We start from the raw sequence: 13,863 nt of genomic DNA, 5'->3' as shown, positions 1-13,863 counted from the left end.
CATTGCCGACGGCCAGTCGCTTTGATCAGCGGCTGGTCGTCTTTTGCAAAACGTCCAATGCGTCGGGATCATCCGGCGTATATTCAAGCAGCTTTTCGGCGACGCGGCGGGACGCCTCCGGTTTCTGTTTTGCACGGCAAAGTTTCAGCAAGTCCTGAAGCCGCTTGGCCCTTGCGTGCGGTCTGGTAAGTTCGACACATATTTCATGCAGTTGGATCCCGCCATCCACATCGCCTTTCGCGACTTTAAGGCTGGCCAACCCATTGATGATCGGCATTGCACGGGGCATCTTCTGATAAGCCGCACTCAGCATATCGTGGGCCGCGTCCACACCATCCGTGAAGCGAAGTCCACGGGCCAGATTTGCACTGAACTGTGGATCGTCCGAATGATGTTGCAGGGCCTCCCGCCCCAAAGATACCGTCTTGGTCCAATCATTCTTCGCCATCGCGCTGGCTATGGCCAAACGATAATAACGGCGATCCGTCGATTTCAGCGCCGCCAACCGCTCTATATATTCATCGCAATTCTGGACTTGCTGCATTTTCTGACTCACGGAAAGATACATCAGAATACCGTTGGCTGTTGCGGCCTCATCCTGAATGGCTTGGGCCATTTCCGCGATCGCTGAAACGACTCTGGGATTGGCGGTATCAAACGCGAAGTTCGACGGATAGTCGTTATCGCCTGCCACCAGAACTGCCTGCCCCGGATACACCGCCATCGAAATGACAGATTTTGCCGCGTCATGGATGGGTGCGGTCGGGAAATGGACCCTGATCTCGCGATGATCTATGTGCAGGAACAATTCCTGCAAAAGCCGACAGTCCCGTTTCTCGCCATGGACAATAGCAACCTGCCCGTCGTCACAGGAATCGGCCAGTGCGTTCAGCCTGTCCGCGTCGATGAAAACGTCGGGCGATGCGGTGTGGCGAGCCAGTCCGGCCTCGTCCGCCGATCTGACATACCGATTGTCTTCCGCCGTCGGCCCTCGCCCTTGCGCATCCCGTTTGTGAATAACGATGATATTGTGAAACCGCTCGATCGCGGCAACGTCGCCAAGGTCTTTGCCGTTGAACAAACCTTCGGCCATGGCAGCAAAAAAGCCGACCATGTTCGGCTCGCTCAGCTCTAACGATCCTCCGTATTTCGGAAAGGTCGCGGTCTGCACATCTTCGACGATATAAATCCCACCGGGCGCCAATGTCGGGAACAGCAGGCCGAAAGTCTCGACCACATGTTCATTCAAATGGCTGCCATCGTCCAGAATGACATCAAAGGGACCATAGGTCTTGACGGCATCTGCCAAAAATTCTGCGTCCACCTGACTGCCCTGCAGAATTTTCACACGCGGACCAAGGTCCATCGTCTTTGGTTGGATGTCGATACCGACAACGAAAGCATTGGGCAGAAAATCGCGCCATGTCGCCAGCGACTCGCCGCCGCGATCAGGATAGCCATAGCCGCCCACGCCAATTTCCATCATTCGCAGCGTCTGATCCTGCAAATCCTTCAGAAGATCGAAGTAAACCGGGGTATAGTCATGCAAACCGAACTTGTCGGTGCCATTCAATATCGCCAGGCGCGAGAGGTCATCGATCATGGAAGTTCCCCAAAAGTCGCCGGCACAATGACCGGTATCAACTTATGAGGGAAGTCATTTCTTGGTCGATATCGCTGGACTATGCGGCGACGGCGGTCACTTCGCAGACCGCGCGGCGCAGAAAACCCGCGAATTCGGCTGCGGCTGCCTTGGCTGGTCCATCGGTGATGTAGATATTCAACCACGTCGCTGGCAATGGCGGCAAAGATCCGCCATGGTCAATCACCTCCAGCCCCGGCTGTGGCAGCGCGCGCGGGTAAATATTTACCCCCAGATCGGCCGCCGTCAGCACCTGATTCGCCTCGCAATCGCCGATCCCGGGAACATGTTCCCACTTGATGCCAGCAGCCTCCAGCGCGGTAAGGCCTTTGGGAAAATATGCGCAGGATGGTGAGTTCGCCAGCGGCAGCGGGCGTTTGGTCCAGGCATCGCCGCCAACGGCGCCAAACCACGCCAGATCGGCCTTTAACAGATGCTGCGCCCCGGACGGGCAGTCGAATTCCGTCGTCAGGATCAGGTCCAGATCGCCCTGCCGAAAAAGCTGGCGCAACACGCTGGTGCGGCCGTCGCTGATTACGACTTCAATGTTAGGATTAGCTTCACGAAAATGCCGCACGGCCTTGGGAACATGAACAAACATCCAGTCGGTCGTCAGCCCAAGCCGTAGACGGCCCGAGGGCTGCTGCCCCGCGAAACGGGCAAGGATCGCATCATTCTGTGCCACCAGCTTCCGACTTTCCGTCAGCAACTCCTGAGCGAAAACCGACAGCACGACCCCACGACCCTGCTTTTCCAAGACCGGGCGCTGAAACTGCGTTTCCAACCGCTTCATCTGCATCGATAACGCGCTTTGCGTCATGTTCAGCGCATCAGCGGCGCGGGTGACGGTGCCATATTCCGCAACCGCCTGAAGCGACCGCAGCGTGGCGATATCCAGATTGCGCATCGATCAGTTCCTCTGATGTTTCAGATCAAAACCATTCGTTTTTAAAATACATCAAACCGGCCCATATATCAATTACTGAAATCAAACAGAGGACACCCATCACTTGTCGTGATGCGACGGATAAACGGAGCAGATCAATGACTGACAAATGCAATGCTGTGCCGAATGTAGCTGCCGGATACGCTGGCATCCCGCGTTCGAACTGGATCCAGCGCATTCGGACGATGCTGGCTCTGCATCGAACCCGGGTCGACCTGTCGCAGCTCAGCGACGATCAGCTTTACGATATCGGCCTGACCCGTGATGATGTCGACGCAGAACTTGAGCGTCCGATGTGGGACGTGCCGTCAAACTGGCGTCGCCACTGAGTGGCTTGCCAGCGCAAACACCTCGCCCTATCTGAGGGTTGCGGCCATATGGCTGCGATCTTGGGGCGGGGTGCAGATCCTTTCCGGCAGCCGCGCCGGAACGCATAAAAGCGCTTCTGTCTGCCTTTGATCAGGCCAAGACGTATGACAGGAGCCGTGCGAATGACCTCTGCCCCCTCAAGATCCGGTCCCGCGATGCAGGGCGCACTGCTGATGATCGGCGCGGGTGCGTTGTTTGCATGCGTCAACACATTGCTGCAATTCGTGACGATGAAATTGGGCGTGGCCGCGCCAACGGCGACCTTCTGGCAATACGGCATCGCATTGATCGCGCTGCTGCCATGGCAGGGCGTCGGGCTGGCCGCATTCAAGACACGGCACCTGCCCGCCCATATTTTGCGCGTGGCGTTTGGCGTGGGCGGGGTGCAGCTTTGGACATTTGGCCTTGCCCATGTCCAGATCTGGCAGGCCATTTCACTGATAATGCTGTCGCCGTTCTTCGTCACCATCGGGGCATCGCTTTGGCTGCAGGAGCGGGTGACCCTCGCCCGCTGGCTTGCGGTGATCGTGGGTTTCATTGGCGGGTCGATCATCCTTGCGCCCTGGTCCGAGGCTTTTACCCCTTGGGCGCTGGCCCCGGTCGGCGCCGCAGCCCTGTGGGCAGCCGCCTCGCTGATGACCAAACGCATGACCGCCACCGAAACCCCCGAGACACTGACCCTGTATCTGTTGGCGCTGATGACGCCCCTGAATGCGGTTCTGACAGTGGTGCCCGGCGCCGGCGGCTTTGCTGTGGCAGGGCTTTACGCCATGTTGGCGCTTCTGATTGCCGGTCTGCTGACGGCTTTGGCGCAATATGCGCTGGCCCGCGCCTATTCCGTCGCCGATGCTGCGTTTCTGCAACCGTTTGACCATGTCAAACTGCCGTTCAACGTCATTCTGGGCGTTCTGGCATTCGGCTTTGTGCCACCGGGATCAATGTGGCTGGGCTCGGCGCTGATCATTGGCGCATCGCTGTGGCTGCTGGCCGAAGAAAACCGCGAATCGAACGCGCAGGCCTAGTCCTGCGGTTCGGTCGGCGGGCCAAAGCGTTCGATCATCTTTGCCTGTATCTGATCGCGGGTCTGCCGATAAACGGCGAGTTTCGCCGCTCGCCCCTCGGCCAGACCGGTCGGGTCCATGATCGGCCAATATTCGACATCCAGATGAAACACTCGCGTCATTTCCAACGCCAGACGCTGACTTGCAGGGGACAGGGCCACAATCAGATCGAAGCCTCCCAAATCGTCGCCCCAATCCTGCATTTCCTCGAAACTGCGGCTGCGATGGTTGGCAATCTTCACCCCGATTTCGTCACAGACGGTAATGGCAAACCCATCCACCTCCATGTCGTTCTTGACGCCCGCCGACTGCACATAGGCGGCACGGCCATAGAATTTCTTCATCATGCCTTCCGCGATAGGAGAGCGGATGGCATTGTGATCGCAGCAGAACAGAACCGAATGGGGGAACTTGCCCTGCATCATCGGATCAGGCCTGCGGGATAAGCGCGCAAATCAAGGTGAACAGCCGTCTTGCCGTGTCGATATCCAGCTCGACCTTCCCCTCAAGCCGTTCTTGCAGCGTCCGCGCCCCTTCGTTGTGAATGCCACGTCGTGCCATGTCGATCGCTTCGATCTGGGCGGGTGGCAAGCGCTTTACTGCGTCGAAATAGCTTTCGCAGATCTGAAAGTAATCCTTCACGACCTGCCGGAACGGGCCCAGCGACAGATGAAACTCTGCCACTTTTTCGCCGTTTTCGGTCTGCACGTCGAACACCAGCCGTCCTTCGCGGATCGCCAGATCCAAAGCGTAGGGCCCCGCCATCATCGGCTGATCGTCACGACCCGGGACCGTGAAACTGTTATCTTCGATCAGATCGAACACCGCCACGCGGCGCTCTTGCTCCATCTGGGGGGTGGCGGGCGGAATTGCGGAATCGTCGATTGCAATGCGGGTGATACGGCTCATCCAGCCTCTCTTTCATTCAACGTCGCCAGACGTGCATTCACCGATGCGCCATGCGCCTGCAAGCCTTCGGACGCGGCCAAACGAACCGCAGCCGGTCCAATCGCGGCCAATGCACCGGGCGTCAGGCGGGCCATCGTGGTGCGTTTCAGGAAATCCAGCACCGACAAACCCGATGAAAAGCGGGCCGAGCGGGCAGTTGGCAAAACGTGGTTCGGACCACTGACGTAATCGCCCACGGCCTCCGGGGTATAGGCCCCAAGGAAAATCGCACCGGCATGGCGACATTTCTTGGCCAGACCTTCGGGATCGTCCACGCAAAGTTCCAGATGCTCGGGGGCGATGCGGTTTGACAACCGGGCCGCTTCATCCAGATCGCGGACCACAATGATTGTGCCGTAATCACGCCAGCTTGCGCCCGCAATCTGGGCACGCGGCAGTGTTGGCAGAATACGATCGACCGCGCCCGCAACGGCATTCGCCAATCCCTCGTCCGTGGTGATCAGGATCGACTGGGCATCGGCATCATGTTCCGCTTGCGCCAACAAATCCCATGCAAGCCAATCGGGGTTCTGATCCCCTTCGGCGATCACCAGCACCTCGGACGGCCCGGCGATCATGTCGATCCCAACCCGGCCAAAGACCTGCCGTTTGGCGGCAGCGACATAAGCATTGCCCGGCCCGGTGATCTTGTCCACCGGCGCGATCGTGTCAGTGCCATAGGCCATGGCCGCAATCGCTTGCGCACCACCGATGCGATAGATTTCCTCGACCCCGGCCAGTTGCGCGGCCAGCAACACCAACGGGTTGACGATCCCGTTGGGCGTCGGAACGCAGATCACCAGACGCTCAACCCCTGCAACCCGCGCCGGAATGGCGTTCATCAGCACGCTTGAGGGATAAGCCGCCTGCCCGCCCGGCACATACAAGCCCGCAGCCGACACGGCCGACCAGCGCCAGCCAAGGGTCGCACCGTCCGGGTCGGTCCAGTTCATATCTTCGGGCATCTGCCGGGCGTGATAGGCGCGGATCCGTTCGGCGGCCAAAGCAAGCGCCGCCCGATCCTCGGCCGAGACTTTGGCGGTTTCGGCCGCAATCTCCTGCTTCGAGAAGCGCAATTGATCGGCAGTCAGGTCCATGCCGTCAAATTTCGCCGTCAACTCGGACAGGGCTGTATCACCACGCCCGCGCACATCCGCGATGATCCCCGTCACGACCTCATTCACATCGGCGGAATCTTCGCGCTTGGCCGACAGCATGTCGACAAAGTGGGCCTCGAAATCGGCATCGCGGCTGTTCAGCTTGACCGGCATGTTCTTCCTCGCGCAGGGCAGCGACGGCGGCTGCATCACGTCTTGTTAGCGATTGCGGGGATCAGCCTCAAGGCGGTGTTACCATAGCGGGGCAGAAAGCGGCGACAGGATCATCTCGATTTCCGGGGCGCCACGGGCATTGGTGACGCCCTGCCGGTTGGTCGGGCGAAAGCCAAGGCGATGATACAGCCGTTGCGCAGACAGATTCGACGCAACCACGTTCAATCCCATAGACGTCGCGCCCTGTTGCAGCGCATCGCCCATGACCGCCTTGATTGCGGCCCGCGCATAACCCCTTCCCCGGGCTTGTGGCAGACAGAAGACGGCAAACAGCCAGCCCCTGTCGGGGTCGCGGTCATCCAGACCTGCCCCCCAGGAAGCAACGGCCAACGGCGTGCCCCGCGTATCGCCCGCCGCAAAGGTTGGCAGTTCAGCCAGCCGGTCGGCAAAATCGATCAAGGGGCGATCCTGCCAATCGGACAGTTCTGCGTCAAACGCCTCTGGCGCAAGGCGCAGGGCGGCCAGTCGGATATCGCGCCATTCCGCCGCGCGATCAGGGCCTAGCTGCCAGATTTGCACCATCAATCAGGGTGCGAAGGCGCCTTGCCGGACACAGCCAGATAGGGCTGCGTCACGTCGCGCAGATCCAGATTGATACATTCGACATTGGCAACCAGCGTGCCGTCGCCCGCAAATTCCAGCGCCAGTTGCCCGGTGCCATCCGGTCCTGCGTTCCAGCCAAGCGCCAGCAGCTCCAGAACCGTATCGGCGTCGCGATCAACGCCGTCGCTGGCCAGCTTCATCACATCGCTGATGACCAGAACAGAACGCACGCGCTCGAACGCACGCCCTTCGGCCCGCGCCGTATCGGCGTCCTCCCAACGGAAGCGATTGATCAGCAGGGCCAGCCGGCGGCCCTTGGCATCATAGGAAATCTCGGACGCTGGCAGAATCGCATCCTGCAACAAGGCGGAAATCACCCGAAGATCGTCCGGGTCCTCGGCCTTCAACGCAAGGGGGCGTGGATCGGCATCGGCAAAACGGGCGTCTTCGACCATGATTTACTCCTCTTTGATACGTTCGATATCGGCACCAACACCGCGCAATTTGCGCACGACATGTTCATACCCGCGGTCCAGATGATAGACCCGGCTGACCGTGGTTTGTCCTTCTGCCGCCATCCCGGCCAGGATCAAACTGACCGAAGCGCGCAGGTCCGTCGCCATGACCGGCGCACCGCGCAGGTTTTCAACGCCCGTCACCGTCGCATGACCCCCATGCACCTCGATATTGGCGCCCATGCGGATCAGTTCCGGCGCGTGCATGAAGCGATTCTCGAAAATCGTTTCTTCCAGGACGCTGGTGCCTTCGGCCACACACATCAGCGCCATGAACTGGGCCTGCAAATCGGTGGGAAAGCCGGGGAAAGGCTTGGTGACGACGTTGACCGCCTTGACCGGGCCATCCTTGCGGCTGACCTTCAGCCCGCGGGCGGTTTCTTCGACGCTGATCCCTGCCTCGTGCAGCTTTTCGCAGAAAGCAGCCAACAGGTCGATGCGACCGCCCAAGCACTCAACTTCACCGCCGCACATGGCGGGGGCCAGCATATAGGTGCCAAGCTCGATCCGGTCGGTGACAACGGGATGCGTCGCCCCGTTCAGGGTTTCGACGCCCTGAATGGTGATCGTGCTGGTCCCCTCACCTTCGATCTGCGCACCCATACGGCGCAAACATTGGGCCAGATCAACGATCTCTGGCTCACGCGCGGCGTTCTTCAGGACAGTGGTGCCCTTTGCCAGTGTCGCCGCCAGCAACGCGTTTTCGGTCGCACCAACGGACACGACCGGAAAATCAACGACGGCGCCTTTCAGCCCGCCCGCCGGGGCCTTGGCCCGCACGTAACCATCGCGCAAATCCAGTTCAGCGCCCATCGCCTCGAACGCGCGCAAATGGAAATCAACGGGTCGTGCGCCAATCGCGCAGCCACCCGGAAGCGACACTTCAGCATGGCCGTAACGCGCCAGCAACGGCCCCAGAACCAGGATCGAGGCACGCATCTTGCGCACGATCTCGTAATCTGCGTGCTGACTGGTCAGGGCATGGCTGGACATGGCCAGCACCTGCCCCTCTTGCAGGGGCGCCACCTCGGCGCCCAGACTTTGCAGCAAAGAGGTCATTGTGCGGATATCCGACAGACGCGGAGCATTGGTCAGCGTCAACGGTTGATCAGTCAGCAGCGTCGCAGGCATCAGCGTCAGGCAGGCGTTCTTTGCACCCGCGATCGGAATTTCACCCTTCAGCGGGCCGTTGCCCTGCACAATGATCTGGTCCATCAGCTTTCGTCTCCGCCTGTATCGCTGCCCGCTGTATCGCTGCCCGCGTCATTATCCTGATCCGGCTTATCAGCGCGTGCGCGTGCCTGCGCCTTACGGCGCTGCAGATTCGCACGCAAGGCGGCACGCAGCCTGTCCTCGCGCGATTCCGCTTTTTTCTTGTCACCGGATCGTTCGCTCATTCAATCCTGTTAGCGTCGGACGCATTGACAGTCCAGCAATGCTGCCACGCAAACGCGTGTTTCAGCGAAATGAGGGAAATTGTCACGACCCCCTTGCGCGCCGCGCGATGTTTGTCTAAACGCCCCTCCACCGGCGCTGTGGTAGCTCAGTGGTAGAGCACTCCCTTGGTAAGGGAGAGGTCGAGAGTTCAATCCTCTCTCACAGCACCATCTTAAGCTTATGAATACTCTGATAGATTGGCGGCACAAGCCATCGATTTTGCTGCGCCCAGGAAGTCGCTGGGCGTTCAGATGGACGCAAAGCCACCAAACGGCGCAGCAATCGGGAATACGTTGACCGCCTTGCGGACCATCGCAGCGGTCACCCGCAGCAGGCCGCTCTCGCATTCGCCAAAAGACGCCTAGCCGCGATCATCGGCGGATTGCGACCTGTCCCGGCCTTTTCCGAAGCCGCGACCGGCGCAGCCGAAAAGCCGGGGGCGACCGTGGGCGGCCCGGTCGGCTCAACGCCCGGCGCGTTCGGCGATCAGGCGGATGCCGGGGGCGATCCTGTCTTCGGCGATAGAGCCGTAGCCGAGGCGGAAATAGGGACAGGGATCGGGCGGATCCTCAAAGAAGACCGCGCCCGGTTCGATCAGCACGCCATCCTCGCGCAGGGCCAGCGCCAGCGCCGTGCTGTCGGTGCCGTCCGGTCCGCGCACCCAGATGCTGGAGCCGCCGGCAGCGGGCGCGCCCGCGATCTGCAACCGGGTCCCCTGCAACGCCTGTTCGATCGCCCCGCGTCTTCGCCGCAGCGTTTCGCGCAGCCGCAGGATATGCGCGTCATAATGCCCAAGCGCCAGAAAATAGGCGGTGATCCGTTGCAGATGGCTGGGTGGGTGGCGCAACATGAAGCCGCGCAAGGTGCGCGCCTGTTCGATCAACTCGGTCGGCCCGACCATGTAGCCGATCCGCAGGCCCGGAAACAGGGATTTGGAAAAGCTGCCCAGATAGATGACCCGCCCGTCCAGATCCAGCGATTTCAACGCCGGGGCGGGCGGCGACAGATAGCTCATCTCGAAATCATAATCGTCCTCGATGATCAGGAAATCGCTGGCCGATGCGCGGGCGATCAATTCGTGCCGGCGCGGCAATGGCATGGTGACGCCGGTCGGGATGTGATGGCTGGGCGTGACGATCACCAGCCGGGTGTTGACGGGCAGAATCGTCGGATCGAGGCCCTTGTCGTCCACCGGCTGAAAGATGGTCGGGCTTTGCGCCCGCCGCAGGGTTTCGGCAAAATCGGGATAGCCGGGCTCTTCGGTGACGGCCAGCCGGTCGGCGCGGGACAGCAGTTCGATCGCCAGATACAGGGCGTTCTGCGCCCCCAGGGTCACCAGCACCTCGTCGCTGCGGGCATGGATGCCGCGGCGGGGCAGCGTGTTGGAACAGATGTAATCGACCAGCAGGGCGTCGTCGGCGCCATAACGGTCGGCAGCCAGTTCGGCGAAATCGCGTGTTCCCAGGGCGCGCCGCGCGCAATCGCGCCACGCATTATGATCGAACAGCGCCGGATCCGCCTGTCCGTAGATGAACGGATACCGGTAATTGCGCCAGTCCGCGGGCTTGCGGATCACCCTGCTGGGTCGTCGATGATCCCCCATCCACTTCTGCCAGTCGGGCGGCCGGCGCGACTGTCCCACCGGGCGCGCGGCGCGCAGCCGCCCGTGCGGCACGGTTTCGGCGACCGATATGCCCGATCGCGGCGCGGTGGTCAGATAGCCCTGGCTGATCAGTTCCTGATAGACCAGCGTGACCGTCATCCGCGACAGACCCAGGGCGGTGGCCAGCTTGCGGCTGGAGGGCAACCGCGTTCCGGGCCGGGCGCGGCTTTCCAGAATCGCCCGCACCACCGCCGCCGCCAACTGGCCCTGCAGGGTCGGCGCCTCATCGGTGCGCAGGAAGATGGTGTCCGGCGAGATCCGGGCGCTCATGGCAAACTGGACCTAATTTCCTCTCGATCTGGACATACCCCAAGGGAAGCTTTCCTGCAACAACTCGGCGCAGAAAAAGACCGCGCCAAAGTGCGGCGTTCCATTACATAACCACGGGGAAAAACCATGACCATCATCACACGCTTTCTGACCTCGACCGTGGCGGTGCTTGCACTGGCGCTGCCGGTCGCCGCCAAGGAATACCGCATCGCCGTCGGCGATGGCGCGGGCGGCACGCAAGAGGCGCTGGGCAACGCCTTTACCGCCGCACTGGCCGAACAGTCCGGCGGCGAGATGACCGGCAAGCTGTTCCTGAACGGCCAACTGGGCAGCGAGGAAGACACCGTCACCGCCGCCGCCACCGGGACGCTGGATTTCTCGATCCTGGCCATCAACAACATCACGCCTTATTCGCCCACGGTCGGCACCCTGACGTTGCCCTATGTGATCTTGTCGCTGGAGGATGCGGAAAAGATCACCCAGGGCGAGATCGGCCAGCAGATGATCGAGCAGACCATTGAAGATACCGGCGTGCGCATCATCGGCTGGGGCTATTCGGGGTTCCGCGTGCTGACCAACTCGAAAAAACCGGTCTCGACCGTGGCCGATCTGAAGGGTCTGGTCATCCGGGTGCCGAAGAACGAAATCATGATCGAGACCTACAAAAGCTGGGGCATCAACCCGACGCCGATGTCGTGGAACGAAACCTTCGCCGCGCTTCAGCAGAAGGTCGTGGACGGTCAGGACAATCCCTACATGACCGTCTATGCGATGAAGTTCGACGAGGTTCAGAAATACATCACCAACCTGCGCTATCTGTTCTCGATCGAGCCGCTGATCGTATCCGAGGCGGTATTCGCCGATCTCAGCGAGGAAGAACAGCAGCAGGTGCTGGCCGCGGGCGAAGCCGCGACCAAGGCCTCGGCCGAGTTCCTGCGCACCGAAGAGGCCAAGATCCGCGATGAACTGGTCGCGCGCGGGATGGAGATCACCGAGCCCGCCGATGGCGAAAAGGAATTCATTGATCTGGCGACGGCGGCGGTCTGGCCGAAATTCTATGACCAGATCGGCGGCAAGGAGGTTCTGGACAACGTCCTGACCTCGCTGGGCCGTCCGGCGGCGCCGTAAAGGTCCCTCCCCGACTGGCGCGCGGGGCGCGGTTCCCGTGCGCCACTTTTTCCCGCCCTTCCGCCTTTCTCGCAAGCCCTCAGACCCGGAGGTCCGCCATGTCCGCTTTCTGGTCCTTCATGGACAAGTTCGAAAGCCATCTGTGCCGAATCCTGCTGGCCGTGTTCGTGTCACTGCTGTTCGTGCAGATCGTTGCCCGCCAGATCTTCGGATTCTCGATCACCTGGATCGAGGAACTTTCCGTCATCCTGTTCGTCTGGTTCGCCTATTTCGGCGCGTCCTACGCCGCCCGGATGGCCGCGCATAACCGCGTCACCTTCCATCTGAATATGATGCCCCGCAAGACGGCCCGCATCGTCGAGGCCATCGGCGACGCCTTCTGGATCGTCTTCAACCTTGTCTTCATCTGGTATGCGATCGAGTTCATCAGCCGTCTGAAACCCTTCGTCAAGGCGCAGACCCTCGGCTGGGAGATGCGCTACGTCTATCTGGCGCTGCCCATCGCCTTCGCGCTGATGACCATCCGCATCATCCAGGTGAACTATCTGAAACTGGTCCGTGGCGTCGACCCGGCCGATCCCGACAAGGTCACCGTCGAGGCCGTGCTTGAACTGGCCGAAGACGAACAACGCGCCTATGACCGGAGGAACCACTGATGGACAGCCTGCTGATCGAAATCCTCTTCGGCTCGTTCTTCGCGCTGATGATCCTTGGCGCGCCGATCACCGTGGCGCTTGGCGTCTCGGCGCTGGCCGCGATGCTGTATCTGGGCGACAACCCGATCAAGATGGTGCAGATGGCGTGGTCTTCGGTGGGGTCGTTCCCGCTGATGGCGCTTCCCGCCTTCATCCTTGCCGGTGCGCTGATGGAGGCCGCGGGCCTGTCCCGCCGGCTGATCGCCGTTGCCGAAAGCCTGGCCGGCCCGTTCACCGGCGGGTTGTCCGCCGCGACCATCATCGCCTGCCTGTTCTTCGGCGCGATATCGGGCTCGGGCCCAGCCACCACCGCCGCCGTGGGGATGCTGATGATCCCGGCCATGGTGCGCCAGAATTACGGCGCGGGCTATGCCGCATCCGTCACCGCCGCCGCCGGGGGTCTGGGCATCATCATCCCGCCCTCGATCCCGATGGTCATCTATGGCATCTCGGCCATGGGCATCGCGCCCGATCCGCAGGCGGTCGAAACCTATGGCCCGTTCCAGTCGGTTTCGATCTCGAAGCTGTTCATCGCCGGTTTCCTGCCCGGCGTGGTGATGGCGGGCGGCCTCTTGATCATGAACTACATCCGCTGCCGGGCGCGCGGCTTCCACGGCTCGGACGAACCCCTGTCGCTGCACAAGATCGCTTGCGCCTGCTACAAGGGCTTCTGGGCGCTGCTGGCCCCGGTGGTGATCCTTGGCGGCATCTATTCCGGCGCCTTCACCCCGACCGAGGCCGCCATTGTCGCGATCTTCTATACCCTGTTCGTCGGCATCTTCATCTATCGCGAACTGGACGTGACCGAGGTGGTCAAGTCGCTGGACACCACCACATGGCTGGCCGGTCGCGTGCTGCTGGTGCTGTTCGCCGCCACGATCTTCGGCCGGATCCTGGTCGAGAACAACGTCCCCGGCGTGATCGCCGGCGGCATCCTCAGCCTGACCGACAACCTCTACATCATCTGGGCGCTGGTCATCGGGATGCTGCTGATCGTCGGCATGTTCATGGAAACCCTCGCTGCGATCATGATCCTCGTGCCGGTGATGCTGCCCGTCGCCTACATGATGGGGATCGACCCGATCCATTTCGGCATCGTCATGATCTGCACCCTGTCGGTGGGCTTCCAGACCCCGCCTCTGGGCGAGAACCTGTTCATCGCCTCGGGCATCTCGGGCGTCTCGATCGAGCGGATCAGTCTGCGGGCCCTGCCCTTCGCCGCCGCCTCTGTCTGCGCCATCTTCATCATCGCCATCTTCCCGGAAATCGCCCTGTGGCTGCCCCGGCTGATGGGCTACTAAGGAAAGGACCATCC

At 61.3% G+C, this 13,863-nt stretch carries 15 protein-coding genes and 1 tRNA gene; 6 read left to right on the top strand and 10 right to left on the bottom strand.

The window, feature by feature from the left end; genetic code table 11:
• Positions 1–25 precede the first annotated feature (25 nt).
• Positions 26–1,603, bottom strand: coding sequence for a class I SAM-dependent methyltransferase (locus H4P12_RS00450; RefSeq protein ID WP_187791638.1), 1,578 nt, complete (start codon positions 1,601–1,603; stop codon positions 26–28).
• 79 nt (positions 1,604–1,682) lie between these two features.
• Positions 1,683–2,549, bottom strand: coding sequence for a LysR family transcriptional regulator (locus tag H4P12_RS00445; protein WP_187791637.1), 867 nt, complete (start codon positions 2,547–2,549; stop codon positions 1,683–1,685).
• A 137-nt stretch (positions 2,550–2,686) separates the two neighbouring features.
• Between H4P12_RS00445 and H4P12_RS00440 the strand changes: the two genes are divergently transcribed.
• Together H4P12_RS00440 and H4P12_RS00435 are read left to right on the top strand one after the other, a co-directional pair.
• Positions 2,687–2,917 (top strand): DUF1127 domain-containing protein, encoded by a 231-nt coding sequence (locus H4P12_RS00440; RefSeq protein WP_187791636.1) that lies wholly within the window; start codon positions 2,687–2,689, stop codon positions 2,915–2,917.
• Between the two features lie 162 nt (positions 2,918–3,079).
• Positions 3,080–3,979, top strand: a complete 900-nt coding sequence (locus tag H4P12_RS00435; protein WP_187791635.1) for a DMT family transporter — start codon at positions 3,080–3,082, stop codon at positions 3,977–3,979.
• Here the strand turns inward: H4P12_RS00435 and H4P12_RS00430 are convergent.
• The 7 genes from H4P12_RS00430 to H4P12_RS00400 form a co-directional block, all read right to left on the bottom strand.
• Entirely contained in the window at positions 3,976–4,440 is a 465-nt protein-coding gene (locus tag H4P12_RS00430) for an arsenate-mycothiol transferase ArsC (RefSeq protein WP_187792424.1), read from the bottom strand. The genes H4P12_RS00435 and H4P12_RS00430 overlap by 4 nt on opposite strands.
• A 7-nt stretch (positions 4,441–4,447) precedes the next feature.
• The gene (locus tag H4P12_RS00425) at positions 4,448–4,927 is read right to left on the bottom strand and encodes a UPF0262 family protein (RefSeq protein WP_187791634.1); all 480 of its coding nucleotides are present in this window, start codon (positions 4,925–4,927) and stop codon (positions 4,448–4,450) included.
• On the bottom strand, positions 4,924–6,237 hold the full coding sequence (gene hisD / locus H4P12_RS00420) for a histidinol dehydrogenase (RefSeq protein WP_187791633.1): 1,314 nt from the start codon (positions 6,235–6,237) through the stop codon (positions 4,924–4,926). Before hisD ends, H4P12_RS00425 begins: the two co-directional genes overlap by 4 nt.
• Before the next feature lie 78 nt (positions 6,238–6,315).
• Positions 6,316–6,819 (bottom strand): GNAT family N-acetyltransferase, encoded by a 504-nt coding sequence (locus H4P12_RS00415; protein WP_187791632.1) that lies wholly within the window; start codon positions 6,817–6,819, stop codon positions 6,316–6,318.
• The gene (locus H4P12_RS00410) at positions 6,819–7,295 is read right to left on the bottom strand and encodes a DUF2948 family protein (RefSeq protein WP_187791631.1); all 477 of its coding nucleotides are present in this window, start codon (positions 7,293–7,295) and stop codon (positions 6,819–6,821) included. Before H4P12_RS00410 ends, H4P12_RS00415 begins: the two co-directional genes overlap by 1 nt.
• Positions 7,296–7,298: 3 nt before the next feature.
• Complete coding sequence (gene murA / locus H4P12_RS00405) at positions 7,299–8,570, bottom strand: UDP-N-acetylglucosamine 1-carboxyvinyltransferase (protein WP_187791630.1); 1,272 nt, start codon at positions 8,568–8,570, stop codon at positions 7,299–7,301.
• Positions 8,570–8,752: a hypothetical protein gene (locus H4P12_RS00400; RefSeq protein ID WP_187791629.1), complete on the bottom strand. Its 183-nt coding sequence runs from the start codon at positions 8,750–8,752 to the stop codon at positions 8,570–8,572. The genes murA and H4P12_RS00400 overlap by 1 nt, the downstream gene beginning before the upstream one ends.
• A 135-nt stretch (positions 8,753–8,887) precedes the next feature.
• Between H4P12_RS00400 and H4P12_RS00395 the strand changes: the two genes are divergently transcribed.
• A tRNA-Thr gene (locus H4P12_RS00395) sits at positions 8,888–8,962 on the top strand.
• A gap of 293 nt (positions 8,963–9,255) precedes the next feature.
• On the opposite strand, the gene pdxR is transcribed toward H4P12_RS00395, so the two are convergent.
• Complete coding sequence (gene pdxR, locus H4P12_RS00390) at positions 9,256–10,725, bottom strand: MocR-like pyridoxine biosynthesis transcription factor PdxR (RefSeq protein WP_187791628.1); 1,470 nt, start codon at positions 10,723–10,725, stop codon at positions 9,256–9,258.
• Positions 10,726–10,851: 126 nt separating this feature from the next.
• Between pdxR and H4P12_RS00385 the strand changes: the two genes are divergently transcribed.
• From H4P12_RS00385 to H4P12_RS00375, 3 genes are all read left to right on the top strand, one after another.
• Entirely contained in the window at positions 10,852–11,853 is a 1,002-nt protein-coding gene (locus tag H4P12_RS00385) for a TRAP transporter substrate-binding protein (protein WP_187791627.1), read from the top strand.
• Positions 11,854–11,951: 98 nt separating this feature from the next.
• Positions 11,952–12,509: a TRAP transporter small permease gene (locus tag H4P12_RS00380; protein ID WP_187791626.1), complete on the top strand. Its 558-nt coding sequence runs from the start codon at positions 11,952–11,954 to the stop codon at positions 12,507–12,509.
• The gene (locus H4P12_RS00375; protein ID WP_187791625.1) at positions 12,509–13,849 is read left to right on the top strand and encodes a TRAP transporter large permease; all 1,341 of its coding nucleotides are present in this window, start codon (positions 12,509–12,511) and stop codon (positions 13,847–13,849) included. The genes H4P12_RS00380 and H4P12_RS00375 overlap by 1 nt, the downstream gene beginning before the upstream one ends.
• Positions 13,850–13,863: the final 14 nt, after the last annotated feature.

Source organism: Paracoccus amoyensis (assembly GCF_014490725.1).
GTDB classification, from domain to species: Bacteria; Pseudomonadota; Alphaproteobacteria; order Rhodobacterales; family Rhodobacteraceae; genus Paracoccus; species Paracoccus amoyensis.
This window is presented reverse-complemented; position numbering and strand designations above follow the sequence as displayed.